Raw genomic sequence first — 24,448 nt, 5'->3', positions numbered from 1 at the left:
CAGGTGAATGCCTGCCAGTGTCACGGCCGGACGGTGATGATTCATCGTCCGTTCAGACGAAGAATGGGCCTGGCTTTGTCCCTAGAGTGAACCCTGTCAGCAGAATTAAGGAGTGCGACATGGGGCTGCATTCGGGGCTTGATTACAGTGGCAAGGTGGTGCTCGTCACCGGCGGTACCAAGGGCATTGGCGCGGGCATTGCGCGTGAGTTTCTGGCGGCCGATGCGCAGGTGATCGTCTGCGCCCGCTCAGCGCCTGAGCAGGTGCCGACGCTGGAGGGGAAGCGCGCCATCTTCATCCCGGCGGACGTGCGCGACCCGGACTCGCTACAGGCGCTGTTCGACACCATCAGTCGCGATTTTGGCCGCCTTGACGTGGTCATCAACAACGCAGGCGGTAGCCCGGCAGCCGAGGCCGCCAGCGCATCGCCACGTTTTCACGACAGCATCATTCGTCTCAACCTGATCGCGCCTCTGAATGTCGCCCAGCACGCCAACCGCCTGATGCAGGCGCAAGTGCAGGGCGGTTGCATCGTGTTTATCGGCAGCATCAGCGCCTTGCGCGCCTCACCCGGGACTGCGGCCTATGGCGCTGCCAAGGCCGGCGTCCTGTCGTTGGTGCAGTCGCTGGCGGTGGAGTGGGGGCCGAAGGTTCGTGTGGTCGCGGTCAGCCCGGGCCTGGTGCTGACGGAACAGGCCCACCTGCATTACGGCAACGACGCCGGTATCGCCGCCGTCAGCGCCGGTATCCCGGCCGGTCGCATGGCCGTGGCGGCGGATGTCGCCAATGCCTGCCTGTACATCGCTTCGCCGCTGGCCAGCTACGCCAGCGGCTGCAACCTGCTGCTGCATGGCGGTGGCGAACGTCCGGCGTTTCTCGGTGCGGCGCAGGTTCTGCCCACCTGATCGACCCATGGTGGCGGCCGGGTCCGGTTGCCGCCCTCAATTTGCAGGAGACGACTTTGGCTGATCCACAATTGCTATCCAATGTGCGCGCCCTAGTGGGGCGCCAATACGGTCGTGTGTATGCCTGGGATGAGGTCAATGCACCGATGATTCGTCAGTGGTGCGAGATCATGGGTGTCGAAAACCCGCTCTACACCGATCCTGCGTTTGCCCTCGGCACGCCCCATGAGGGCTTGATTGCGCCGCCGGCGATGTTGCAGGTGTGGACCATGGAAGGCTTCCATGCCAACCACTATCCGCCAGGTTCCACCGACGAAAACCCCTATGAAGTGCTCAAGCTGTTCGAGCAGTACGGCTATAACTCGGTCGTGGCAGTGAACTCCGAGTTGAGCTTCACGCGCCCCTTGCGCTTGGGTGAAAAGCTCTACTACACCACCCGCCTGGATGCGGTGGGCGATGAAAAAACCACCGCCTTGGGCACGGGCTTCTTTGTCACCCTGGTGATGAGCCACTTCGTCGAAAAGGCCGGTGGCGACGAACCGGTAGGCGAGTTGCTGTTCCGCGTGTTCAAGTTTCGCCCGGCCAATGCTCAGCCAGCCACGCCTGCGCCGGCCGTGGCCGCTGCACCTGCCAAGGCCAAGCGCCCGCAACCGGGCATCAGTGACGACACCCGGTTCTTCTGGGAGGGCTGCGCGCAGGGCCAACTGTTGATCCAGCGTTGCACGGCCTGCGCCACCTTGCGCCATCCACCCGCGCCGGTCTGCATCCAGTGCCACAGCTTCGACTGGGACACCGTCCAGGCCAGTGGTCGCGCCAGCCTCTACTCGTTTGTGGTCATGCACTACCCGGAGGTCGCGCCGTTCGATCACCCGAACCCCATCGGTCTGATCGAGCTGGAGGAGGGCGTACGCCTGATCGCCGGGTTGGTCGGCATTGAGCGTGAGCAGTTGCAGATCGGCCAGCGTCTGCAGGTCGAGTTCCAGACCTTCGATGACGCGTTGACCTTGCCTCTGTTTCGGCCCGTCGGCGCGTAGGAGTTGACCCCATGAATTTTGATTTGACCGAAGACCAGCGCGCGATTGCGCAGATGGCTGACAGCCTGTTTGTCGACCACTGTCACGACGACTACCTGCGTCGCTGGGATACCAGTGGTGAGCCGCTGATGGCTCCACTCTGGGCGCTCTGCATTGAAACCGGGCTGCACGCCTTGGCGATTCCTGAATCCCACGGTGGCAGTGGCCTGGGCATGACCGAGCTGATGCTGGTGTTGCAGGCTCAGGGCAAGGGCTTGGCACAGGTGCCGCTGTGGCGGCATCAACTGGCCGCAGCGACCCTTGCCGAGTTCGCATTGCCCGAGCTCGCGACCTGGGCCGAAAAAGCCGCGTCGGGTGAAACCATGCTGACACTGGCCATCGATGCCCTTGGCAGTGCCTGCGGCATCGAGCTTCAGGCCCGTCCGTGTGCCGAGGGCTGGGAAATCAATGGTCGGGTTGCGGCCGTGGCCCTGGGTGAACAGGCACAGGCGGCACTGGTGCTGGCAGACGTAGACGGCCAGCCGCGGTTGTTGCTGCTTGACCTTTCGGTCGCACAGGTAACCCGTGTGCCAGCGGTGCTTACCCACGGTGAAGCCGTGGCAGATGTGCATGTCGAGGGCCTGCGCGTTGCGGCCCCGCAGTTGCTGCCCAGTGCCGCCCTGGCCTGGCTGGAGCCGCGCAGCGTGGCGGCCTTGGCTGCGTTGCAGTTGGGTGTCAGCGAGGAGCAGATCCGCCGCACCGTGGCCTATGTCAGTGAGCGTCAGCAGTTCGAGCGGCGTATTGGCAGCTTCCAGGCGGTGCAAATGAGCATGGCCGATGCGCATATCGCCCTTGAGGCCCTGCGCAGTGTGCTTTGGCAACTCTGCTATCGCCTCGACGCCGGTTTGCCGTCGCCGTCGGAAGCGCTGGCTACCGCTTATCTGGCGTGTGAAGCGGGACATCGCATCGGCCACATCGCACAGCACGTGCATGGCGGTATCGGCGTCGACCTGACGTACCCGATCCACCGTTTTCTCTATTGGAGCCGCGCCCTGGGCCTCGCCCTGGGTGGTTCGGCGGCAAGCCTGGAACGTCTCGGCGATTGGCTGAGCGATAACGACAAGCTGGGATGGAAATATGACCTCGAAGAACACCAAGCGCTTTGAAGACGTGCGCCCCGGCGAAGTGCTGCCTGAACTGGCGGTTCCAATCACGGTCGGCCTGATCACCGGTGGCGCGATTGCCACCCGGGATTATTTTCCGGGGCACCATGACCTGGAGGCCGCCCGCGCACTGGGCTCACCGCATATCTTCATGAACATCCTGACCACCAACGGGCTGGTGCAACGTTATGTCGAAGGCTGGGCGGGGCCGTTGGCCACGTTCACCTCACTGAAAATCAAGCTGGGTGCACCGAACTACCCCGGTGACTGCATGACCTTCAGCGGCAGCGTGACCCGCCAGGATGCCGACACCCGCACGGTGGAAGTCACCCTCAGCGGCAAAAATTCCATGGGCAACCACGTGACCGGTACGGTCGCGCTGGTCCTGCCCTGACAGCCGGAGACACAGACATGACGACTTCGTCGATATCCGGACGCGCCGCGATAGTTGGTTTGGGCGCGACCGAGTTTTCCAAGAACTCCGGGCGCACGGAACTGCGCCTGGCCCTTGAAGCCACGCTGAGCGCGCTGAAGGATGCGGGCATTGACCCCTCCGAGGTCGAGGGCTTCAGCTCTTACTCGGTGGACAAGGTTCCGGAATACGAAATTGCCCGCCTGTTGGGTTGCAAGGACGTGAAGTTCTTTTCGCAAGTGCCCCACGGCGGTGGTGCGGCGTGTGCGCCGATCATGCACGCGGCCATGGCGGTGGCCACCGGTGTGGCAAAAGTGGTGGTGGTCTACCGGGCCATGAATGAGCGGTCCTGGTATCGCTTCGGCACCGGCACGTACGGTTTCGCTTCGACGCCGATCTTCGAGAACGTCAACTACGGCTGGTACATGCCTCACGGCTTCCATACGCCGGCGGCCTGGGTGGGCATGTTTGCTCAACGCTACATGCACACCTATGGAGCCACGTCCGAGGATTTCGGTCGGGTCGCAGTGGCCGTGCGTGATTTTGCCGCGACCAACCCCCAGGCGTTTTTCTACGGCAAGCCGATTACCCTCGAGGAGCACCAGGCCTCGCGCTGGATCTGCGAACCGCTGCACCTGCTCGACTGCTGCCAGGAGTCCGATGGCGCCGTGGCCATGGTGATCACTTCGGCGGAACGTGCCCGCGATCTGCGCCAGAAGCCGGTGATGATCAAGGCCGGTTCCCAGGGCATTACTGACGGTCAGCAGATCATGACCTCGTTCTACCGTGACGACATTACCGGGCTGCCGGAAATGGGCGTGGTGGCCCGTGAGCTTTATCGCCAGTCAGGGCTGGGGCCGGAAGCGTTTCAGACCGCGGTGATCTATGACCATTTCACCCCGTTCGTGCTGCCGCAACTGGAAGAGTTCGGTTTCGCCAAGCGTGGCGAGGCCAAGGAGTTCATCCGCGCGGGCCATCATGCCCGTGGCGGCAAGTTGCCGATCAACCCCCACGGCGGACAACTGGGCGAAGCCTACATTCATGGCATGAACGGCGTCGCCGAAGCGGTACGGCAGGTGCGCGGCACCGCAGTCAACCAGGTGCCGGCGGTAGAAAACGTGCTGGTCACTGCCGGTACCGGCGTGCCGACCAGCGGCCTGATTCTCGGCGCGGCATAAGGAGGCGTTATATGTTCGTTGATCTGACTCCTGAACAACACGCCCTGCGCCACAAGGTGCGGGACTACTTCCAGGCGCTGATGACCCCGCAGCTGCGTGAGCAGTTGCGGGGCCAGGAAGGCGGCGAGCTGTACCGGCAAACCATTCGGCAAATGGGTCGCGACGGTTGGCTGGCTGTTGGCTGGCCCAAAGAGCATGGTGGCCAAGGCTACGCGGCCACTGAGCAGTTGATTTTCTTTGAAGAGGCCAACATTGCCGGTGCGCCATTGCCGTTCGTGACCATCAGCACTGTCGGCCCGGCCCTGATGACCCATGGCAGCGCGCTGCAAAAGGAGCGCTTCCTGCCGGGCATCGCTGCGGGCGAGATCATGTTTGCCATCGGCTACTCCGAGCCGGACGCTGGCAGTGACCTGGCGGTTCTCAAGACCAGCGCACGCCTGCAAGGCGATGAGTTCGTGGTCAATGGCAACAAATTGTGGACGTCCGGTGCCGATGCGGCGGACTACATCTGGCTGGCGGCGCGTACTGACCCCACGCAAGCGCGTCACAAGGGGATTTCGATCCTGATCCTCGATACCCAGGCGCCCGGGTTCTCCACGACACTGATCCCGACCACCAGCATTGCCACCACCGCCACCTATTACGACAACGTGCGGGTGCCCAAGGACATGCTGGTAGGGGATCTGCACGGTGGCTGGAAGCTGATCACCGAGCAACTCAACCATGAGCGGCTTGGGCTTGGCTCCTGGTCGGACAAGGTCGTCGCATTATTCCGCCGGGTCTACCTGTGGGCGCGTTGCCGTGATGAACAGGGCCGACGGGCCATGGACAAGGGCTGGGTGCGCAGTTCGTTGGCAGAGTGTTATGCCCGCCTGGAAGCGATGCGCCTGATCAACTTGCGTATCGCCGCCGACCTTGAGCAGCAGCGCATGGATGTGGCCCTGAGTTCGACCACCAAGGTATATGGCTCCGAGTCGGCCATCGAGATACTGCGCAAGCTCGCCGCCATTCTCGGCGCCAACGGTTCGTTGCGCAGCGGCTCCTCAGCGGCGTTGTTGCAGGGCGAGCTGGAGTACGAACTGCGCTCTTCGGTCACCCTGACGTTTGGCGGTGGCACCAACGAAATTCAGCGTGAACTGATCGCCCAGTTCGGCCTGGGCATGCCACGTACCCAACGCTGACAGCGCCCCGCGCCGCTCAGCCAATACAACAAGAACAGTACCCGCTCCGGACTGAGTCCGGGGCCGGGTCGAGGGTGAATTTCATGAGCACGATTGAGCAATTCAGGCACGAGACCCGTGCCTGGCTGGAGGCCAACTGCCCCTTGTCCATGCGAACCGCCATGGCGGAGGGCGAAGTGGTGTGGGGAGCCAGCCAGCCACAGTTCCCCAGCGAAGACGCCCGGTTGTGGTTTGAGCGCATGCGCGACAAGCGCTGGTTCTGCCCGGAATGGCCCGAGGAGTACGGCGGTGCGGGCTTGAGCGAAGAGCAACTGGCGGTCCTTGAGAGCGAAATGCGCAGGCTCAAGTGTCGTCCGCCCCAGATCAACCTGGGCATCTGGATGCTTGGGCCGGTGCTGCTGGCATTTGGCAGTGAGGAGCAGAAGCGGACGTTATTGCCGCCCATGGCCCGGGGTGAAGTGCGCTGGTGTCAGGGCTTTTCTGAGCCTAACGCGGGTTCCGACCTTGCCAGCCTGAAAATGGCGGCCCGTGATGCTGGCGACCACTTTGTCGTTGATGGCAGCAAGATCTGGACGTCCTACGGCGATAAATCCGATTGGATGTACGCTCTGGTACGAACCAACCCCACGGTGCCCAAGCATGAAGGTATCAGCCTGATCGTGCTGGATATGCGCAGCCCTGGGGTCAAGGCGGTACCGATTGACCTGATCAGCGGCAAATCGGCGTTCTGCCAGGTGTTCTTCGATGGGGTGAAGGTGCCCAAGCAGCAACTGATCGGCCCCTTGGATGGCGGCTGGAACCTGGGCAAGTACCTGCTGCAGCACGAACGCAAGGCCATGTCGAAGTTTGGCGAGATCAGCCTGCCCTCGCATTTCCATTTGCTTTCGCTGCTGCGTGAATACCTGCCGCGCCCTCAAAGCCAAGGCGAACAGGCGCTGCATGCCCGTGCCGTAGCCTGCTCAATGAATGAACACGCCTATGGCCTGACGGTTCAGCGCATGACCGAAGAAGCCAGGTTCGGTGACGACGTCAGTGGCCTGATGTCGATCATGAAACTGGTGCACACCGAGCAGGAGCGCGACAAGTTCGAAGTCCTGCTCGATGCCATGGGCGGGCATGCCTTCGGCTGGCAAAGCGAGGCCTTCAGTGCCCAGCAACAGGCGATTACCCGGGCCTGGTTGAACAGCTATGCCCTGACGATTTCCGGTGGTGCCTCGGAGATCCAGCTCAATGTCATCGCCAAGCGCGTGCTTGGTCTGCCCGATGCAAAGAAAGGAGTGACGCCATGAACCTGCGCTACAGCGAAGAGCAGCGCTTGCTCGCCGACAGTGCCCGGGATTTTCTCGCGGCGCGCAGCCCGGTCGCAGCCCAGCGTCGGCTGCGCGACGAGGGCTCGGTGCTCGGTTTTGATCCGCAGCTGTGGCAAGCCGCCGTGGACCTGGGCTGGAGTGCGATTCCATTTCCGGAAAATTACGGGGGCCTGGACTTTGGCTGCATGGGGCTTGGGCCGGTGTTCGAGTCTATCGGTCACAACCTGGCGGCCACGCCCTTGCTGTCGAGCGTGGTGCTGGGTGGTTCGCTATTGCACCTGGCGGGCAACCCGCAACAGCAGGACCGCTGGCTGAATGCCCTGATCAGCGGCGAGAAACGCCTGGCCCTGGCGCTGGATGAACAGTCACGTCATAACCCGTTGGGTACGGCCCTTGAGGCGGTGGTCGAGGGTGACGGTTTCCGTTTGCGGGGTGACAAGTACTGGGTGGTCGACGGGGTTGGCGCCGATGCGTACCTGCTGGCTGCGCGTACCTCGGGGCATGCGGGGGAGGCACAGGGGATCAGCCTGTTCCTGGTACCTGCCGATACCCCTGGCCTGAATTGCAGCGCCTTGCCGTTGATCGACTCGCGTAACTGTGCGCGGTTACGGCTGGACGGTGTGCAACTGGGCAGTGACGCACTGTTGGGCACGCTCGGTGATGGCTGGGCCGCGCTGGACACCGCGCTGGACCGCGGTCGTGCGTGCCTGGCCGCAGAACTGTTGGGCATGGCCGAGCAACTGTTCCAGACCACCCTCGACTACCTCAAGACCCGCGTGCAATTCGACACGCCGATTGGCTCGTTCCAGGCCCTGCAACACCGTGCCGCCCAATTGTACGTCGATCTGGCCCTGGCCCGCAGCGCAGTCATGGCCGGGCTGGCGGCCCTGGACGACGCCAGCCTCAGTGTCGCCGAACGTGGCCGACTGGTCAGCCTGGCGAAGTGGAAGGCCGGTGATACGGCAATCAAGGTCAGCAATGAAGCCGTACAGATGCACGGTGGCATCGGGGTCACCGATGAACTGGATGTCGGCCTTTACCTCAAGCGTGTGCGCGTTGCCCAGGCCTGTTTGGGCGACCGGGATTTTCATTGCGAACGCTATTCGGCCCTCGACGAGGCCTGCGCCTGAAGGCGCGACGTCTCGGTTGCCCTGGAGAACGACACATGAGCATTGAACGATGGCAAACCGCCTGGCAGCAATTGATTGCACCGGGCTCGCCTTTTGAAGTGGTAAGCCCGGCGGAGGGTGGTGCACGTTTTTTTCGGCACACCGCACACAACCTGGTGGAAGCAATTGATGCCGGTCGTGTGCACGGTGAGCGCGAGTTCCTGGTGTGGCAAGCACAGCGGCTGACCTTTGCCGAGTACTTCGATCAGGTTGACCGGCTGGCGGGGCAAATGGTCGCCTGTTTTGACCTGCGCCCCGGCGAGCGGGTTGCCATTGCCATGCGCAATCAGCCGGCCTGGCTGGTGGCATTCGCCGCGATCCAGCGATGCGGCGCGGTGTGTGTACCGCTCAATAGCTGGGGGCTGCGTGACGAGTTGCTGCATGGCATGCAAGACAGCGGTGCCCGCGTGCTGCTGTGCGATGAACCGCGGCTGAGCGTGCTGCAAGACGACCTGGCCGGCGACCAGTTGCCAACGATCGTTGTGGGAACGGAACGTCAGGTACAGCTGCCCGAGTACTGTCTTCGCTATGAAGACCTGTTGGCCGACGCGCGCTTGCCTGTTCCAGTGGTGAATATTGACCCTGATGCACCGGCACTGATCCTCTACACCTCCGGTACTACCAGCCGGGCCAAGGGCGTGGTGTCCAGCCACCGAGCGATCTGCCAGGCCCTGGCCGCACTGGAGTTCCAGAGCGCATTCTGCGCGCTGAGCTCACCTGAGCTCATCAGTGGGGTGATCCAGAGCGGCTACCCACCCACCACCCTGATGGCGGTTCCATTGTTCCATGTCAGCGGGTTGCATGCGCAGTTCCTTTCGGCAATGCGCAGTGGCCGGCGCTTGCTGCTGATGTACAAGTGGGACGTCGAACGCGCCCTCGATCTGATCAGTGAGGAGCACTGTACCCAGTTCAGCGGCGCACCGGTCATGATGCAGCAATTGCTCGCATCGCCACGCTTTGGCTCCGAGCAGACCGCCAGCCTGTTCGGGCTGGGCCTTGGGGGTGGTGCGTCCTCCAGTGGTTTACTGGCCGAGATGATCGCACGCAAGCCCGAGGCCATTTGTGGCAGCGGTTACGGCCTGACGGAAAGCAACGGCATCGGCGCGGCTATTGGGGGCGATCAGTTCGTCTACAAACCGGCAACGGCCGGTTGGCCATTGCCGATTGTCGATGTGCGCATTGGCGACGACCCGCAGCAGCCGTTGCCCAACGGTTCCAGTGGTTTGATCTGGCTGCGTTCGCCAACCCTGATGAGCGGCTATTGGAACCTGCCGCAGGCCAGCACTGAGGCCTTGCGCGACGGGTGGCTCGACACGGGGGATATCGGCTACCTGGACGAGGAGGGGTTTCTTTGCATTACCGGGCGGCTCAAGGACCTGATCAACCGCGGTGGCGAGAAAATCTCGGCGGCCGAAATTGAAGCCTGTGTCAGTGAAATGCCCGGTGTTGACGAGGCGGCGGCATTTGCCATCCCCGATCCGGTACTGGGTGAAGCCGTGGCGTTGGTCATTCACGGCAATACCGGGCAGATGCCCGACCAAGAGCACGTCTGTGCATTCATTGCCCAGCGGCTGGCGGGCTACAAGGTCCCGGCGCGGGTGTACTCGCAGGCTGAGCCACTGCCACGCAACGCCACCGGCAAAGTGCTCAAGAGCGCGCTGAAAGAAAGGTGGAAGCACCTTGATTTTTAGTCTTTCCGGACGATGTTGGCGCCGTCAGAACACGAACAATAGGCCCATACCCGCAAGCCTTATCAGCGAAGGAGGCAATACATGAAAATAACAAGAACAGGTGTCATGCTCGCAGCCGCATTAACCGCCAATGCCGGGACTATCGGTAGCGCATACGCCGAGGTGTCGCCTCAGGAAGCCGCCAAGCTGGGCAAGGAACTGACCTGCGTCGGTGCCGAGCAGGCCGGTAATGCTGCAGGAACCATTCCCCCGTACACCGGCAAATACCTGGGTGAGGTCCCCGGCTGGAATCACGTGAAGTTCTCGGGTGACCAACCTGTGGACCCTTACGCGTCGGAGAAGCCGATCCTGGTGATCACCGCACAGAACATGAGCCAGTACGAGGCGCACCTGACCGAAGGCCAGAAAGCCCTGCTGAAGAAGTACCCGACCACCTACAAGATGAACGTCTACCCTGGGCATCGGGATTTCCGTTACCCCGATTATGTGTGCCGGCGGGCGATGCAGAATGCGCTGACTGCCAAGCTGGTCAATGACGGCCTTGGCATTGAAGGGCTCGGCCAGATACCGTTCCCGATTCCGAAAAATGGCATGGAAGTGCTTTGGAACCATCAGTTGCCGGCGCGCGCCTACACCGAGGAAAAGATCAGCGACCTGGCGTCCGTATTGCCCAACGGCAGTATCGGTTGGGGCCGTGCCCATGCGCGCAACCTGTCGCAGGCCAACTCGCCAACGGTCGAACCCAAGACCGAAAACAAAGTTCAGGCGATGAGTTACAACACTACGCTGAAACCGGCCCGTGATAACGGCGTGATCAGCATTGCCCATGAACCCTACAACTTCGCCACTGAATCCCGCCAGGCCTGGAGCTATAGCCCGTCGACCCGACGCGTCCGGCAAATGCCGGGCTACGGCTATGACCAACCGATGATCGGCACCAACGGGACCATGACGGTCGATGAGGACCGCTTGTTCAACGGCGCGCCGGAACGCTACACCTGGAAACTGATTGGCAAGCGTGAAATCTACAGCCCGGCCAACGCGTTCAAACCGAATGCGGGGAACATCAAGTACGCTGACATGCTCACGCCCAACCACCCCAATCCTGAGTTCATGCGTTATGAGCTGCGGCGTGTCTGGGTGGTGGAGGCTGACCTGAAGGAAGGCTATCGCCACGTCTATGGCAAGCGGGTGCTGTTCATTGACGAAGACACCTGGAACGCGGTCATGGCCGATAACTACGATGCCCGTGGGCAGCTGTGGAAGCATGCAATGATCAACTACTACTACCATCCGGACATGAGCGGCTGGCAGGCAGGTTCACAGTTTTTCATGGACTTGAACTCGGGCCAGTACACCGGCTACGGGATGACCAACGAGGCGAAGAAGGGGCCGATCCTCAACGAGAGCAAGTTCACGCCGGACATGTACACGTCCGACGCGGCGCGGGCTATCGGTCGCTGATCGTTACACTGTAGTGGCTGCACCTTGAAGCCCTGCCGGTCTCCGGCAGGGCTTTTTTCTGTCGGCGCAGACGCCAGCGTTACGCCATCGGCGTACACAACTCCACAAGCAAGCCATCGGGACAGCGCAGGTACGACACGGTTTGCCCCCAGGGCTTTTGCTCGGGGGCCTTGAGCTCGGTTGCTCCGCAGGCCAGTGCCTGGGCGTGGGCGACCTCGACAGTATCGGTGGCGAGTGCGATTTCCATGCCCAGCGGCCGGGCTGATTCAGCTGCCACTACCAGCCCCTCTGGCAGGTTGGCCTGGCCCAGCGCCCGTGAAGCGAAAGCCAGGGTGGTGGCACCGGTGTCCAGTTCGCCATAGTCGCCAGACTCATGCAAAAAGCGCCGGTTAATGCCAAAGGCCTGTTCAAAGAACGCCAGCGATGAGGCGACATCGGGTACGTAAAGAATGGTGTAGGCAAATTTCATGGGCAGTCCCTGACCTTGAGTTGATCCAGTTGATGTGTGTACACGTTTTCAGCGGGCCTTTGGCGCCGCGGTTTTCTTCGGACGTTTGGCGCTGCTCGATGGTTTACGCGCTGCGGCCTTGCGTTTCTTTTTCCAGGGGGCGCTGCTACCCCCGGCTGGAACTGCCGGGCCGCTGATGTTCAGGCTGAGCCCGGCACATCGCTCGACCTGCTTGCTCATCCATGCCGATTGCTTGGCAACGAACGCCTCCAGGCTCATCTCGCCGGTTTGCACCATGTCCAGTGCCTGCTCCCAGATAGCCGTAGTGCCTGGGTCGGCAATGGCCCGAGGTACGGCGTCGATCAGGCTGCAGGCAGCCGGGGTGGCCGACAACGCCTTGCCGTTCTTTACCAGGTAGCCTCGGTCGAGCAAGCCCTGGATGATTCCGGCACGGGTTGCCTCGGTACCAATACCAGTGGTGTCCTTGAGCTTTTGCTTGAGCCGTGGATCGTCGACCAGTTTGGCGACGTTCTTCATGGCCTTGATCAGGTCGCCCTCGGTGAACGGTTTGGGCGGCTGGGTCCAGAGGTCCTTGAGATTGACCCCGGCCACGGCGCAGTGCTGGCCTTTGCTCAGTGCCGGCAACACCTGCGCTGCCGGCGCTTCGCGACCTTTGCCTGGGGTCAGGGCTTCGGGTAGGGCGCGGCGCCAGCCGGGTTCGACGATACGCTTGCCAACGGCGCGCAGTGCCTGACCGGCACAGTCGAAGTCGGCCTCGGTGCGGTCGTATTCGTGATTGGGCAGAAACTGCGCCAGGTAGCGTGCGCGGATCAGGCTGAACACCGCCTTGTGCTTGCTCGGCAGGCGCCCCAGGTCGATGGCCGCAGCGGTAGGGATGATGCCGTGGTGGGCGCTGACCTTGGCATCGTTCCAGGCGCGTGAGCGGCGTTGCGGCTCCAGATAGGGTTGCAGTGCGGCCAGGCTGGCGTCGGCCCGGCCCAGTGCGGCGAGAATGGCCGGGGCCTCGCTGTGCTGGCTCAGCGGCAGGTAGCCACAGTCACTGCGTGGGTAGGTGATGACCTTGTAGGTTTCATACAGCGCCTGGGCGATGTCGAGGGTTTCCTGGGCGCCCAGGCCCAGCTTTTTCGAGCAGAGCTCCTGCAGGGTGCCGAGGTCGAAGGGCAACGGGGCAGCCTCGCGTACCCGCTCCGTGCTCACGTTCACCACCTCAGCGCTGGCAGCGCCGCCAATGGCCTCGGCGGCTTGCTGTGCCAGTACCGGATTGAGGCAGCGGCCCTGATCGTCACAGGCGTCTTCCGGGGCGCGCCACTGCGCGGTAAAGCTCGCATTGGCGCTGCTTAGCGTCACCTCGATGGCCCAGAACGGTACCGGCACGAAGTCGGCGATGCTGCGGTCGCGGTCGACCACAAGGCGCAGGGTAGGGGTTTGCACCCGGCCAACCGGCAACACCCCCTGGTACCCGGAACGGCGGCCGAGCAGGGTGAACAGGCGACTCATGTTCATGCCGATCAGCCAGTCGGCCCGTGAGCGACCCAGGGCCGAGTGGTAGAGGCTGAACGTAGCGGCACCGGGCTTGAGCGCTGCCAGCGCCTTGCGGATCGAGGCATCGTCGAGTGCCGATAACCACAGGCGCTGAATCGGCCCACGGTAGCGGCAGTGCTCGACCAGTTCACGGGCGATCATTTCACCTTCGCGGTCGGCGTCGGTAGCGATGACCAGTTCACGGGCTTCGCCCAGCAGGCGTTTCACCGCCTTGAACTGGCTGGCGGTTTTCGGTTTGACCAGCATCTTCCACTGCTGCGGCACGATGGGCAGGTCTTCCAGTACCCAGCGTTTATAGCGGGCATCGTAGGCGTCAGGTGGTGCGGTTTCCAGCAGGTGACCGATGCACCAGGTTACGCAGAGGTCGTTGCCGACCCAGCAGCCATCACCGCGCCGGTTGGCGCCGAGGACTTTGGCGATGTCCTTGGCCTGGGAGGGTTTTTCGCAGAGAAAGAGGCGCATGGCCGATGATGAGTCTGGCGGCTATAGAAGTTGCATAGCATGCGCAGGGTGGCGGCGAGAGGCAAGCATTATCTGTATGGATGTACAGTCAATTGTGTCTGCGGGTTTGCCAGGGGCTGGGCAATCCGCGGGTGCGGTCTTGCCAGCTGCCTGATCCTCGCAGGTTGTGGGAGTGAGCCTTGCCCACCAGTAGCAACCCTGCTAACGCTAAAAAAACCGACTCAGCCTTGTGCAGAGGCCTTCAGCGCCTGCGCCAGGTCGGCCAGGATGTCGTCGCTGTGCTCGATGCCAATGGACAGGCGCACCATGTCACGTGGCACTCCGGCCTTCTCCAGTTCTTCGTCGTTCAACTGGCGGTGGGTCGTGGAGGCCGGGTGGCAGGCCAGCGATTTGGCGTCGCCAATGTTCACCAGGCGTACCACCAGTTTCAGCGCATCGATGAAGCGCGCCCCGGCTTCCTGGCCGCCCTTGATGCCGAACGAGAGGATCGACGCCGGCTTGCCACCGGTGTAGCGCACGGCCAGCTCATGCTCGGGATGGTCCGGCAGGCCGGCGTATTTCACCCAAGCGACCTGTTCATGCTCACGCAGGTAGTTCGCCACTTTCAGGGCGTTCTCGGTATGGCGCTCCATGCGCAGGGCCAGTGTTTCCAGGCCTTGCAGGATCAGGAAGGCGTTGAACGGCGACAATGCCGCGCCGGTGTTGCGCAGGGGTACCACGCGGCAGCGGCCGATAAAGGCTGCCGGGCCGAAGGCTTCGGTGTAGGTGACGCCGTGGTAGGACGGGTCAGGTGTGTTGAGCAGGGCAAAACGCTGCTTGTGTTCAGCCCAGGGGAAGTTGCCAGAGTCGATCACGATGCCGCCGATGCTGGTGCCGTGGCCACCGATGTACTTGGTCAGCGAGTGCACGACGATGTCGGCACCGTGCTCGAACGGGCGGCACAGGATCGGGGTGGCGACGGTGTTGTCGACGATCAGCGGTACGCCATGGCGGTGCGCGGCGTCGGCCAGTGCCTGGAGGTCGACGATGTTGCCCGCCGGGTTGCCGATGGACTCGCAGAACACCGCCTTGGTCTTGTCGTCGATCAGTGCCTCGAGCGCGGCAATGTCGTCATGGGCGGCGAAGCGGGTCTGGATGCCGAAGCGCGGCAGGGTGTGGGCCAGCAGGTTGTAGGTGCCGCCGTACAGTTTGGCCACCGAGACGATGTTGTCGCCGGCCTCGGCCACGGTCTGGATGGCGTAGGTGATGGCAGCCATGCCCGAAGCCACGGCCAGTGCGCCGACGCCACCTTCAAGCGCGGCCATGCGTTTTTCCAGGACGTCGTTGGTGGGGTTCATGATCCGCGAGTAGATATTGCCAGCCACCTTCAGGTCGAACAGGTCGGCACCGTGCTGGGTGTCGTCAAAGGCGAAGGAGGTGGTCTGGTAGATCGGTACGGCAACAGCCTTCGTGGTTGGATCGGGGCTGAAGCCCGCGTGAATGGCTAAGGTTTCCAGCTTCATACAGTCGTTCCCTGAGCGTTCGGTTGGAGGAACGTGAGCATGGGCCGCAGTGTCTGCGTCGGTCAAGAGCCGCCAGGCCTGCTGAAACGCTCCTCCTGCGACTCACTCGCCTGGTGTGTGCATGCCCGCGCGTCTGAGCAGTTGCCTGCAGCGCTCAGACAAGTGCAGCACGCGCAGGTGCTTGCCGGCATTGGCATAGCGTTCGCGCAGTGTTTTCAGCGCGGCGATTGCCGAGTAGTCGACAAAGCTCAGGTGGCGGCAATCGAGCGTCACCTGGGCCGGGTCGTTGGCCGGGTCGAACTGGTTCAGGAACTGGGTGGTCGAGGCGAAGAACAGCGTGCCATGCAATTGATAGCGCTTGCTGCCATCGGCTTCCAGATGGCCGTCTGCGTAAAGCTCGCGGGCTTGCTGCCAGGCAAAGTTCAGGGCGGCAATGATGATCCCGCACAGCACGGCGGTGGCCAGGTCGGTGAACACCGTGATGACGGTCACCGAGATGATCACCAGTACGTCGTTCAAGGGCACTTTGTTGAACACCCGCAGCGAGGCCCAGGCGAAGGTCTGTTGCGAGACCACGAACATCACCCCGACCAGCGCGGCCAGCGGGATGCGCTCGATCAGCGGCGAGAGAAACAGCACGAACAGCAGGATCATCACCCCAGCGATCACGCCCGAGAGGCGACCACGGCCACCGGAGCTTAGGTTGATCACCGTTTGGCCGATCATCGCGCATCCACCCATGCCGCCGAACAGCCCTGAAACCATGTTGGCTGCACCCAGTGCGACGCACTCGCGATCCGGGTAGCCACGGGTTTCGGTGATTTCATCGGTGAGGTTCAGTGTCAGCAGGGTTTCCAGCAGGCCGATCAAGGCCATCAAAATCGCATAAGGGGCGACGATGCCGAGGGTTTCAAGGTTCCAGGGTAGCTGGGGCAGCGCAAATACTGGCAGGCCGCCGGCAATATGGGCCATGTCGCCCAAGGTGCGGGTCGGCAGGTCAAGCAGGTACACCGCAAGGCCGACACCCAGAATTGCAACCAGCGCCGGTGGCACTGCGCGGGTGAGGCGCGGCAGCAGGTAGACGATGGCCATCGTCAGCGTAACCAGCCCGATCATCAGGTAGAGCGGGGCACCACTGAGCCAGGCCTCTGCGCTTTTGAAATGCTCCAGTTGGGCAAGGGCAATGATGATGGCCAGGCCATTGACGAACCCCAGCATTACCGAGTGCGGCACCATGCGCACCAGTTTGCCCAGCCGCAGCAGGCCGAAGGCGACCATGATCAGCCCACCCAGCAGTACCGTGGCGAGCAGGTACTGCACGCCGTGTTGCACCACCAGCGCCACGATCACCACCGCCATCGATCCGGCAGCGCCGGAAATCATGCCTGGTCGCCCACCGAACAGGGCGGTCAAGGTGCAGATAATGAACGCACCGTACAACCCCATCAGCGGGTTGAGGTGCGCGACCAGCGCGAAGGCGATGCATTCGGGCAGCAGGGCGAAGGACGTGGTAAGGCCGGCCAGGGCCTCGGCGCGTAGGCGAATGGGTTTCATGGGGTACCTGAAAAAAACCGACCGGCGAAAGCGGTCGCGGTCAACGGTGTTGGCAAAAAGGGGAGCGGATCTTACGCAATTGGAAATGTCACGGCCAGCCCGCTGGTTGGCCGTGTTGTCTTGAGTGCCGCGTACCGTGGCGGCTAGCCCTGTTTCTTGATAATCACGTCGGTTATGCTGGCTGGCGCTTCTGAATAGCGAATGAACTCCATCGAGTAACTGGCCCGGCCCTGGGACATTGAGCGCATGTCGGTGGAGTAGCCGAACATTTCTCCCAGTGGCACTTCGGCACGCACCACCTTGCCCGCCGGGCTGTCGTCCATGCCCTGGATCACGCCACGCCGACGGTTGAGGTCGCCCATCACATCACCCATGTATTCTTCCGGCGTGACCACTTCGACTTTCATCACCGGCTCCAGCAGCACTGCACCGCCTTTTTGCGAAAGTTGCTTGGTGGCCATCGACGCGGCGATCTTGAAGGCCATCTCGTTGGAGTCGACGTCGTGGTACGAGCCGTCGAACACCGCCGCTTTCAGGCCAATCAGCGGGTAGCCGGCCAGTACGCCGTTCTGCATCTGTTCTTCGATGCCTTTCTGGATGGCCGGGATGTACTCACGGGGGATGACTCCACCGACCACTTCACTGGTGAATTCCAGGCCTTCCTTGCCTTCATCGCTTGGCGAAAAGCGAATCCAGCAATGACCGAACTGGCCGCGACCGCCCGACTGGCGGACAAACTTGCCTTCGATCTCGCAGGTATTGCGGATTTTCTCGCGGTAGGCCACCTGGGGTTTGCCGATGTTGGCATCGACGCCGAACTCGCGTTTCATTCGGTCGACGATGATGTCCAGGTGCAACTCACCCATGCCGGAAATGATGGTCTGTGCGGTTTCCTCGTCGGTCTTGACCCGGAACGACGGGTCTTCCTGGGCGAGTTTGCTCAAGGCGATGCCCATTTTTTCCTGATCGGCTTTGGTCTTGGGCTCCACGGCCACCGAGATCACCGGGTCGGGGAAGTCCATGCGCTCAAGGATAATGGGCTTGTTGATGTCGCACAGGGTATCGCCGGTGGTGACATCCTTCATGCCGATCAGTGCGGCGATGTCGCCTGCGCACACGGCCTTGATCTCGGCACGCTGGTTGGCGTGCATCTGCACCATACGCCCGACCCGTTCCTTCTTGCCCTTGACCGAGTTGAGTACCGCATCACCTGAGGACAATACCCCGGAGTAGACCCGGACAAAGGTCAAGGTACCCACGAACGGGTCGGTGGCGATCTTGAAGGCCAGGGCCGAGAAGGGCTCGTTGTCGTCGGCGTGACGCTCCAGGTGTTTGTCTTCGTGTTGCGGGTCGGTGCCGTTGATGGCCGGGATTTCCGAAGGGGCCGGCAGGTAGTCGATCACCGCGTCGAGCATCAGCGGCACCCCCTTGTTCTTGAACGACGAACCGAGGATCGTCGGCACGATCTGGTTGTCCAGGGTACGCTGACGCAATCCTGCCTTGATTTGCGCCGTACTCAGTTCGACACCGTCCAGGTACAGGCTCATCAACTCGTCGTTGGCTTCGGCGGCGGCTTCGATCATGTGGGCACGCCATTCTTCTGCCAGTGGCCGCAGCGCGTCGGGGATTTCCTCCTCGCGGTAGCTGGTGCCCTGGTCATCGTCGTTCCAGTAGATCGCTTTCATCTTCACCAGGTCGATCTGCCCGACAAAGTGCTCCTCGGCGCCGATGGCCAGTTGAATCGGCACCGGGTGGTGCCCCAGGCGCTTGTCGATCTGTCTCACCACCCGCAGAAAGTCGGCGCCCTGGCGGTCCATCTTGTTGATGTAGGCCAGGCGAGGCACCTTGTATTTGTTGGCCTGGCGCCAGACGGTTTCAGACTGCGGCTCGACGCCGTCGGCGCCGCTGAAGACCACCACCGCACCGTCGAGCACGCGCAGCGAGCGTTCGACTTCAATGGTGAAGTCAACGTGGCCGGGGGTGTCGATGATGTTGAAGCGGTACTTGTTCGGGAACTGCTTGGTCGAGCCTTGCCAGAAAGCCGTGGTGGCTGCCGAGGTGATGGTGATGCCGCGCTCCTGCTCCTGGGCCATCCAGTCCATGGTCGCGGCGCCGTCATGCACCTCGCCCATTTTATAGTTGACCCCGGTGTAGAACAGGATGCGTTCGGTGGTTGTGGTCTTGCCGGCGTCTACGTGCGCAACGATGCCAATGTTGCGGTAGAGCTCGATGGGAGTGGTGCGCGCCATGATGGGTCACCTGTACGTGTGCGTGCTGGGTATTCCCAAAGTAGCAGAACAATCGACACTCGGCGGGCGCCACCCGGACATACGGCGCCTGTCAGACCTCAACCTTGTAGTTCAACCCCAGCTCATCTCCCGGTAGGCCGCGAATACCCCAGTTCTCCCGCGGGGTTTCAGACAGGGTAATTTCCACATCCTGGGCGCTGATACCGGTGCGTTCGCCGATGTACAGGAACAACAGGCGAATGAGTGCTTTCTTCGCCTGTACCGAACGGCCCTCGAACAGGCTGATCTCAATGATGGTGTACTGGTGTGAGCGGTCGTCGGGGTAGAGGAAATCCGCCGGGTCCAGCGCAATGAAACGTTGGAAACGTTTCTCGACCGGATACGCCAGTGCAGCCATCACTGCGGCATGAATCGCCTCCGACAGTCCTGTGCGGTGGCGCTCCAGTGTCGAGCGCAGGCCATAGACCTTTATTTGTGCCATGGGTAGTCCATCCTTGGAAATGTGCAGGGTCAGATTGTGGTGCTGGTTGCGAGGTAAAGGTCCTTTTGCCACTGCGCAAAGCGTTCATCCAGGCGTGGTTTCAGCCTGTCGAAGTTGTCCCAGGTGTCGGCCACACTGCTGGGGCGATCACCCTTTGTCGCCAGCAGGTCCTGGCAGTCGGCGGCAAACTGGCCGTTCTCGATGGCCAGGTAGTGGGCGACGAAGGCATTGCCCTGGCGGTTGAGGTCTTCAGCGTTGAGCCTGCTGTCGCAGCACTGGCGAAAGAACAGGCCGGGCGTGAGGGTACGTTCAACCAGCGAATTGATCTCGTAGTCGAAGTCTGCCTGAAAGTTACGGCTGGTCAGGGACCGTTGCACGGCCCAGGCGACGAACAGGGCGGTGTGGGGCAGTGTGGCAAGGGCTCGCAAGGAGGCGTCATCGTACGTCATGGGGCTCATCCTTTTTTGAATCATTATTCTTCCAGGGCAGTTAGCCTACACCACAACGCTGCCTGCTCGCAGCCAAGGCCCCATGTATCACTATGACGAGTAGGGGTGGGCAGGCGCAGTGCTTGCAGGCGGATGCCTGGACGCGGGTCCGCGAGCTGCGGGTTCAGGTGGCACGAAACTCCCAGACAATCTCTACCACACGCACCGCCAACAGCATGTAGACCAGGCACAGAATGACCTGCAGGAGCAGCGGATGGCGGGCCTTGGACAGCTTGCGCAGGCCGTCGGCCATGTTCAGCAGCATCAGAAAAACGGCCAGCGCTATCAGCCCGACGCCGGCCATGTGCGCTGCGAACAGGCCGAAATACACTTGGCCATCACCGGTGAGCGTGCTGCTGCCAGCCGCCAGCAGCAGCGAGCACATGAGAAAGTTGCGCAGGTTGTCGAAGACGTCCTTGTTCAGCCCATTGTCCAGCAGACGGCAGATGTGGCGCAGCAGTTCAGCCATGGCAAGGCTCCGCGAGGTGGCGAGGGTGCCTTGAGTATGGCTGCTGTTTCAGAACACCTGGCGCAGTAACCAGTACAGGCTACCCGACAACACAATCGCCGCCGGCAGGGTCAGCACCCAGGCCATCAGCAGGTTGGCGATGGTCCGTAGCTGCAGGCCCGAGCCATTGGCGGTCATGGTGCCGGCCACGCCAGAGGACAGCACATGGGTGGTCGAAACGGGCAAGCCGTACAGGTCTGCCGCACCAATGGTGAACATCGCGACCAGTTCGGCGCTGGCGCCCTGGGCGTAGGTCAGGTGGGTCTTGCCGATTTTCTCGCCGACGGTCACCACGATCCGCCGCCAACCGACCATGGTGCCCAGCCCGAGGGCGATGGCCACGGCAACCTTCACCCAGAGGGGAATGTAGTGCGTGGCATCGTCGATCTGCCGTTTGAAGTCTTGCAGGGTGGCCTGGGTCGCCGGATCAAAGTGGATCAGCTTCTGCTTGTCCATCAGGCGAATGGCTTCGCTGGTCAGGTACATGTCGTTGCGCACATTGGCCATGGCCTCGGCCGGTACGCCGGCAAAGGAGCCATATCCCTTGACCTCTTGGCCAATCAGGCCGGCGAGCGCGGCCAGGGCGGGTAGCAGATCGGCATTTGCCTGCTGGCTGCGAATGAAGGTGGTCAGGGTCTGTCGCGGATCGTCGGGTGCCGGCTGTGGTGCCGTGCGCACCAGCGCCTGTTGGGTGGCCTCGGCCACGAAGGCGAATTGCACGGATTGTTCAGCGGGCATGGTGCGGTTCAGTGCATAGGCCATCGGCAGGGTTCCGACCAGAATCAGCATGATCAGCCCCATGCCTTTTTGCCCGTCGTTGGAGCCATGGGCGAAGGACACACCGGTACAGGTCAGGATCAGCATCCCGCGAATCCACCAGGGCGGTGGTGCGTTGCCGACGGGCGCCTGGTACAGCGCCTTGCGCTTGACCAACAGGCGCAAGGTCAGCAGCAACAAGGCGGCGCAGACAAAACCGACCACCGGTGACAACAGCAACGAGTAGCCGACCTTGCTGGCCTGGGTCCAGTCTATGCCGCTGGTGCCGTTGCGACCGTGCATCAGGGCATTGGTCACGCCAACGCCGATGATTGAGCCGATCAAGGTGTGTGACGATGAAGCCGGCAGCCCCAGCCACCAGGTTCCCAGGTTCCAGACAATCGCCGACAGTAGCAGGGCGAAGACCATCGAGAAGCCGGCCGACGAGCCGACTTGCAGGATCAGTTCCACCGGCAGCAACGCGACGATACCGAAGGCTACTGCGCCACTTGAGAACAGTACGCCGAGAAAATTCCAGCAGCCCGACCAGATCACGGCGAACGAGGCCGGGAGCGAATGGGTATAGATGACCGTGGCCACCGCGTTGGCGGTATCGTGGAAACCGTTGACGAATTCGAACCCCAGAGCGATTACCAGGGCTACGCCCAGCAGGACAAAGGGTGTCCAGGTGGTAATCACCGTGCCACTGGCACTGACATCGCGAAACAGGCTCCAGGCGGTGTACACCAACCCGGCCAGCAACAAGGAGAAAAACAGGGTCAGCGTGGCGCGGCTGGGAGTTTGGCTAACGCTTGAAAGTGCAGAGCGTGTCGCCAGTGTCGGGGTGGTCATGAGAAGGGGTCCAGGTAGCGTTTGCCATGAAGTAACGAGCCGTGCGTGACCAGCATAGAAACAAACAGTGATGGCGATCTGATCTTGATCAAGTAAACCTGTAAGTGCGTACGTTTTACTGACAAGCGTTGTATCGTCCACAGCGTCCGTACAGGCGCTGATACGCTGTTGATCCCTTCGTCGGCAAGGCCGGCATTTTTGGTTGATCGTTTAATGACCCTGCAACTGATTCGCGCTACTGACCAGCACTTGCCTTTTGCTCGCGCGCTGACGTGCGACAACATGCTGCCGTATTACCGGGAGTACGACCTCCTGTGGATGGATGAAGCCTTTGATCAAGCCTGGACCTGGCGTGAGCAATGGCTGATCGTCGAGGGCGAGCAGATACTGGGTTTTTGCAGCCTGAGCCAGGATGCCCGGGCGCTGTTCATTCGCGAGCTGCAGGTGATTGCAAGCGCCCGGGGGCAGGGCGTCGGCTCCTGGGCGTTGGAGCAGTTGGCGGTCTGGGCGGCAGCGCGGCGCCTGCCGTTGTTGCGCCTGACCGTATTCAAGAGCAACCCGGCGCAGGGGTTGTACCGGCGCCGGGGCTTTGAAGCGGTGGGTGAGGACGATTGCTTTGTGCGCATGCAGCGCGTTATTGCACGGCAGCCACCTGGCTGACGCGAATCACCTGGTGCTGACGCAGGGTGGCGTCGAGCAGCAGGCTCTGTACGGGCAGCAAATCGCCGATCAACAGGTTCTGTAGCAGGGGTGTACCGTTGAAGCGGTTAGGCCCCAGGTCCACCTGGTTCAAGCCTTCGACCCGCACCACCGCCTTGCCGACCTGGCCCAGGGTGTTGCCGCTAAGGATCAACGGGCCGGGCAGGGCGCTGGCATTGCGCAGGCTGACGGCATATTCCGGGGTGTTGCCAATACGGTTGTTGATCAGCGTTGCCGCGGCGACTTCACTGGCATCTATCGCGCTACCCTGGCTGCTGCCGATCAGGTTGTCGTCAATCAGCAACGGTGCAGTGCCCGTGGGTTGCAGGCTGCGCAGCAGGATACCGTTGCCCCGGCTGGCGCCGATGCGGTTGCGGCTCAGTACGAGCGCACCGTGTTGTTCGCTGACCTCGATGGCAGCCTTGTTGGCGCCAAGGATCAGGTTGCCCTCGACCAGCGCCCGGGTGTTGCCACGCAGGCGGATGGCGCTGTTGTTGTCGACGCCGCGGATCTGGTTCTGGCTGATCAGCGCCTGACTGTCGCGGATGTCCAGGGCGTATTGCTGTGATTGTTCAAAGCGATTGCTGTCGAACTGAGCCAGGGTATGTTGCAGCTCTACTGCACTGAGTTCGTTGAACTGGCTGTTACGCACCAGCAGCGTCGCCGGTCGGCTGTTGGCGGGTTGCTGCACGCTCAGGGCGGTACTCAGGCCACGCGACAGGTTGGCGTTGTAGCCCAGGCGGTTGAGGGTCGAGTTCAGCACCTGGGTGTGGCTGCCAGCCCAGGCCACCACAAATGGCCGCCAGGCCCGGTCAGTGCTGCCTGGTTTGTCGCCCGCGACGCTCTCCAGGCGAGACTGGTTCAGGCCCAGCCAGCCCTGGTTGATCAGCGCAGTACCGGAGTAGCTGTACAGGTACAGGCTGGTGCCTTCGAGCACCAGGCCACCGTCGCTGGCGATCATCAGTGGGTAGCTGAGCAGGTAGCCGTCCTTGTAGCGCTTGAGGATGCGCTCGTCCTTGAGGGCGTCATGCAGTTGCGCAAGGGTAACGCTGCCACTGCGAATCAGGACTGCGTTGGGGTGGTGCGCCTGATAGCCGGCAATGGCACGGAACAGGCCGTTGTTGACGAACGGCTCGAACGGCCAGCTACCGCCCTGGGAAGAGAACATTGGTTGCAGGCTGACACTGCCGCGTCCGGCAGGGCGCGGGCGTTCAGGCATGTGCATCTGCACAGCCTCACGGGCCTGGGCCTGCAGCTGTTGCAGGTGTGCTTGGTGCTCTGCAGTGGCAACGGTGCTGAGTGACTGCTGCAGCGGCAGGCTCTGGCTGGCGGCGTGAGCGCTGCCAGCCAGCAACAGCGCCAGGCAGGGAAGGTAGAGGTGACGGGCAAACAAGGCCATG

At 62.3% G+C, this 24,448-nt stretch carries 21 protein-coding genes; 11 read left to right on the top strand and 10 right to left on the bottom strand.

The window, feature by feature from the left end; genetic code table 11:
• Positions 1-119 precede the first annotated feature (119 nt).
• From CYD26_RS20130 to CYD26_RS20085, 10 genes are all read left to right on the top strand, one after another.
• A complete protein-coding gene (locus CYD26_RS20130; RefSeq protein WP_065760547.1) occupies positions 120-905 on the top strand; it encodes an SDR family oxidoreductase in 786 nt (261 codons plus the stop codon).
• 56 nt (positions 906-961) lie between these two features.
• A complete protein-coding gene (locus tag CYD26_RS20125) occupies positions 962-1,939 on the top strand; it encodes a bifunctional MaoC family dehydratase N-terminal/OB-fold nucleic acid binding domain-containing protein (RefSeq protein ID WP_102053439.1) in 978 nt (325 codons plus the stop codon).
• Positions 1,940-1,950: 11 nt separating this feature from the next.
• Positions 1,951-3,084, top strand: a complete 1,134-nt coding sequence (locus CYD26_RS20120; RefSeq protein ID WP_102053438.1) for an acyl-CoA dehydrogenase family protein — start codon at positions 1,951-1,953, stop codon at positions 3,082-3,084.
• Positions 3,056-3,475, top strand: coding sequence for a MaoC family dehydratase (locus tag CYD26_RS20115; protein WP_065760545.1), 420 nt, complete (start codon positions 3,056-3,058; stop codon positions 3,473-3,475). Before CYD26_RS20120 ends, CYD26_RS20115 begins: the two co-directional genes overlap by 29 nt.
• A 17-nt stretch (positions 3,476-3,492) precedes the next feature.
• Positions 3,493-4,671: a lipid-transfer protein gene (locus tag CYD26_RS20110; protein ID WP_065760544.1), complete on the top strand. Its 1,179-nt coding sequence runs from the start codon at positions 3,493-3,495 to the stop codon at positions 4,669-4,671.
• 11 nt (positions 4,672-4,682) lie between these two features.
• Positions 4,683-5,852 (top strand): acyl-CoA dehydrogenase family protein, encoded by a 1,170-nt coding sequence (locus CYD26_RS20105; protein WP_102053437.1) that lies wholly within the window; start codon positions 4,683-4,685, stop codon positions 5,850-5,852.
• 83 nt (positions 5,853-5,935) lie between these two features.
• Positions 5,936-7,141, top strand: coding sequence for an acyl-CoA dehydrogenase family protein (locus CYD26_RS20100; RefSeq protein ID WP_102053436.1), 1,206 nt, complete (start codon positions 5,936-5,938; stop codon positions 7,139-7,141).
• On the top strand, positions 7,138-8,292 hold the full coding sequence (locus CYD26_RS20095) for an acyl-CoA dehydrogenase family protein (RefSeq protein WP_102053435.1): 1,155 nt from the start codon (positions 7,138-7,140) through the stop codon (positions 8,290-8,292). The genes CYD26_RS20100 and CYD26_RS20095 overlap by 4 nt, the downstream gene beginning before the upstream one ends.
• Before the next feature lie 35 nt (positions 8,293-8,327).
• Complete coding sequence (locus CYD26_RS20090; protein WP_102053434.1) at positions 8,328-10,022, top strand: class I adenylate-forming enzyme family protein; 1,695 nt, start codon at positions 8,328-8,330, stop codon at positions 10,020-10,022.
• 81 nt (positions 10,023-10,103) lie between these two features.
• Entirely contained in the window at positions 10,104-11,486 is a 1,383-nt protein-coding gene (locus CYD26_RS20085) for a DUF1329 domain-containing protein (RefSeq protein WP_256588052.1), read from the top strand.
• A 79-nt stretch (positions 11,487-11,565) separates the two neighbouring features.
• Here CYD26_RS20085 and CYD26_RS20080 read toward each other — a convergent pair whose 3' ends face one another.
• The 9 genes from CYD26_RS20080 to CYD26_RS20040 form a co-directional block, all read right to left on the bottom strand.
• On the bottom strand, positions 11,566-11,955 hold the full coding sequence (locus CYD26_RS20080) for a VOC family protein (protein ID WP_099774243.1): 390 nt from the start codon (positions 11,953-11,955) through the stop codon (positions 11,566-11,568).
• 48 nt (positions 11,956-12,003) lie between these two features.
• Positions 12,004-13,959, bottom strand: a complete 1,956-nt coding sequence (locus tag CYD26_RS20075; RefSeq protein ID WP_102053432.1) for a DNA topoisomerase III — start codon at positions 13,957-13,959, stop codon at positions 12,004-12,006.
• A 221-nt stretch (positions 13,960-14,180) separates the two neighbouring features.
• Positions 14,181-15,461 carry a bifunctional O-acetylhomoserine aminocarboxypropyltransferase/cysteine synthase gene (locus CYD26_RS20070; RefSeq protein WP_102053431.1) on the bottom strand — a complete coding sequence of 427 codons (1,281 nt, stop codon included), beginning with the start codon at positions 15,459-15,461 and terminating at the stop codon, positions 14,181-14,183.
• A 102-nt stretch (positions 15,462-15,563) separates the two neighbouring features.
• Positions 15,564-17,015, bottom strand: coding sequence for a SulP family inorganic anion transporter (locus tag CYD26_RS20065; protein WP_065760775.1), 1,452 nt, complete (start codon positions 17,013-17,015; stop codon positions 15,564-15,566).
• Between the two features lie 143 nt (positions 17,016-17,158).
• Complete coding sequence (gene fusA / locus CYD26_RS20060) at positions 17,159-19,264, bottom strand: elongation factor G (RefSeq protein ID WP_065760776.1); 2,106 nt, start codon at positions 19,262-19,264, stop codon at positions 17,159-17,161.
• Between the two features lie 91 nt (positions 19,265-19,355).
• A complete protein-coding gene (locus CYD26_RS20055) occupies positions 19,356-19,745 on the bottom strand; it encodes a tautomerase family protein (protein ID WP_102053430.1) in 390 nt (129 codons plus the stop codon).
• 29 nt (positions 19,746-19,774) lie between these two features.
• Entirely contained in the window at positions 19,775-20,194 is a 420-nt protein-coding gene (locus CYD26_RS20050) for a hypothetical protein (protein WP_102053429.1), read from the bottom strand.
• A 163-nt stretch (positions 20,195-20,357) separates the two neighbouring features.
• The gene (locus CYD26_RS20045; protein ID WP_099774250.1) at positions 20,358-20,702 is read right to left on the bottom strand and encodes a hypothetical protein; all 345 of its coding nucleotides are present in this window, start codon (positions 20,700-20,702) and stop codon (positions 20,358-20,360) included.
• Between the two features lie 48 nt (positions 20,703-20,750).
• A complete protein-coding gene (locus CYD26_RS20040) occupies positions 20,751-22,349 on the bottom strand; it encodes an inorganic phosphate transporter (RefSeq protein WP_102053428.1) in 1,599 nt (532 codons plus the stop codon).
• Positions 22,350-22,562: 213 nt separating this feature from the next.
• Here CYD26_RS20040 and CYD26_RS20035 point away from each other — a divergent pair, with 213 nt between their 5' ends.
• Positions 22,563-23,009 (top strand): N-acetyltransferase, encoded by a 447-nt coding sequence (locus tag CYD26_RS20035; RefSeq protein ID WP_102053427.1) that lies wholly within the window; start codon positions 22,563-22,565, stop codon positions 23,007-23,009.
• On the opposite strand, the gene CYD26_RS20030 is transcribed toward CYD26_RS20035, so the two are convergent.
• The gene (locus CYD26_RS20030; protein WP_102053426.1) at positions 22,984-24,447 is read right to left on the bottom strand and encodes a right-handed parallel beta-helix repeat-containing protein; all 1,464 of its coding nucleotides are present in this window, start codon (positions 24,445-24,447) and stop codon (positions 22,984-22,986) included. The two genes, CYD26_RS20035 and CYD26_RS20030, sit on opposite strands and share 26 nt — an antisense overlap.
• Position 24,448: the final 1 nt, after the last annotated feature.

Source organism: Pseudomonas sp. FFUP_PS_473, assembly GCF_002858665.1.
GTDB classification, from domain to species: Bacteria; Pseudomonadota; Gammaproteobacteria; order Pseudomonadales; family Pseudomonadaceae; genus Aquipseudomonas; species Aquipseudomonas defluvii.
Note: the sequence above shows the minus strand (reverse complement) of the source record. Positions and strands in the feature narration are given on the sequence as shown.

Coding starts and splice junctions, on each gene's coding strand:
- CYD26_RS20105 (WP_102053437.1), top strand. CDS start 4,683: ATGTTCGTTGATCTGACTCCTGAACAACACGCCCTGCGCCACAAGGTG.
- CYD26_RS20090 (WP_102053434.1), top strand. CDS start 8,328: ATGAGCATTGAACGATGGCAAACCGCCTGGCAGCAATTGATTGCACCG.
- CYD26_RS20045 (WP_099774250.1), bottom strand. CDS start 20,702: ATGGCTGAACTGCTGCGCCACATCTGCCGTCTGCTGGACAATGGGCTG.
- CYD26_RS20030 (WP_102053426.1), bottom strand. CDS start 24,447: ATGGCCTTGTTTGCCCGTCACCTCTACCTTCCCTGCCTGGCGCTGTTG.
- CYD26_RS20130 (WP_065760547.1), top strand. CDS start 120: ATGGGGCTGCATTCGGGGCTTGATTACAGTGGCAAGGTGGTGCTCGTC.
- CYD26_RS20065 (WP_065760775.1), bottom strand. CDS start 17,015: ATGAAACCCATTCGCCTACGCGCCGAGGCCCTGGCCGGCCTTACCACG.
- CYD26_RS20100 (WP_102053436.1), top strand. CDS start 5,936: ATGAGCACGATTGAGCAATTCAGGCACGAGACCCGTGCCTGGCTGGAG.
- CYD26_RS20055 (WP_102053430.1), bottom strand. CDS start 19,745: ATGGCACAAATAAAGGTCTATGGCCTGCGCTCGACACTGGAGCGCCAC.
- CYD26_RS20075 (WP_102053432.1), bottom strand. CDS start 13,959: ATGCGCCTCTTTCTCTGCGAAAAACCCTCCCAGGCCAAGGACATCGCC.
- CYD26_RS20035 (WP_102053427.1), top strand. CDS start 22,563: ATGACCCTGCAACTGATTCGCGCTACTGACCAGCACTTGCCTTTTGCT.
- CYD26_RS20070 (WP_102053431.1), bottom strand. CDS start 15,461: ATGAAGCTGGAAACCTTAGCCATTCACGCGGGCTTCAGCCCCGATCCA.
- CYD26_RS20115 (WP_065760545.1), top strand. CDS start 3,056: ATGACCTCGAAGAACACCAAGCGCTTTGAAGACGTGCGCCCCGGCGAA.
- CYD26_RS20040 (WP_102053428.1), bottom strand. CDS start 22,349: ATGACCACCCCGACACTGGCGACACGCTCTGCACTTTCAAGCGTTAGC.
- CYD26_RS20080 (WP_099774243.1), bottom strand. CDS start 11,955: ATGAAATTTGCCTACACCATTCTTTACGTACCCGATGTCGCCTCATCG.
- CYD26_RS20085 (WP_256588052.1), top strand. CDS start 10,104: ATGAAAATAACAAGAACAGGTGTCATGCTCGCAGCCGCATTAACCGCC.
- CYD26_RS20095 (WP_102053435.1), top strand. CDS start 7,138: ATGAACCTGCGCTACAGCGAAGAGCAGCGCTTGCTCGCCGACAGTGCC.
- CYD26_RS20110 (WP_065760544.1), top strand. CDS start 3,493: ATGACGACTTCGTCGATATCCGGACGCGCCGCGATAGTTGGTTTGGGC.
- CYD26_RS20120 (WP_102053438.1), top strand. CDS start 1,951: ATGAATTTTGATTTGACCGAAGACCAGCGCGCGATTGCGCAGATGGCT.
- CYD26_RS20050 (WP_102053429.1), bottom strand. CDS start 20,194: ATGACGTACGATGACGCCTCCTTGCGAGCCCTTGCCACACTGCCCCAC.
- fusA (WP_065760776.1), bottom strand. CDS start 19,264: ATGGCGCGCACCACTCCCATCGAGCTCTACCGCAACATTGGCATCGTT.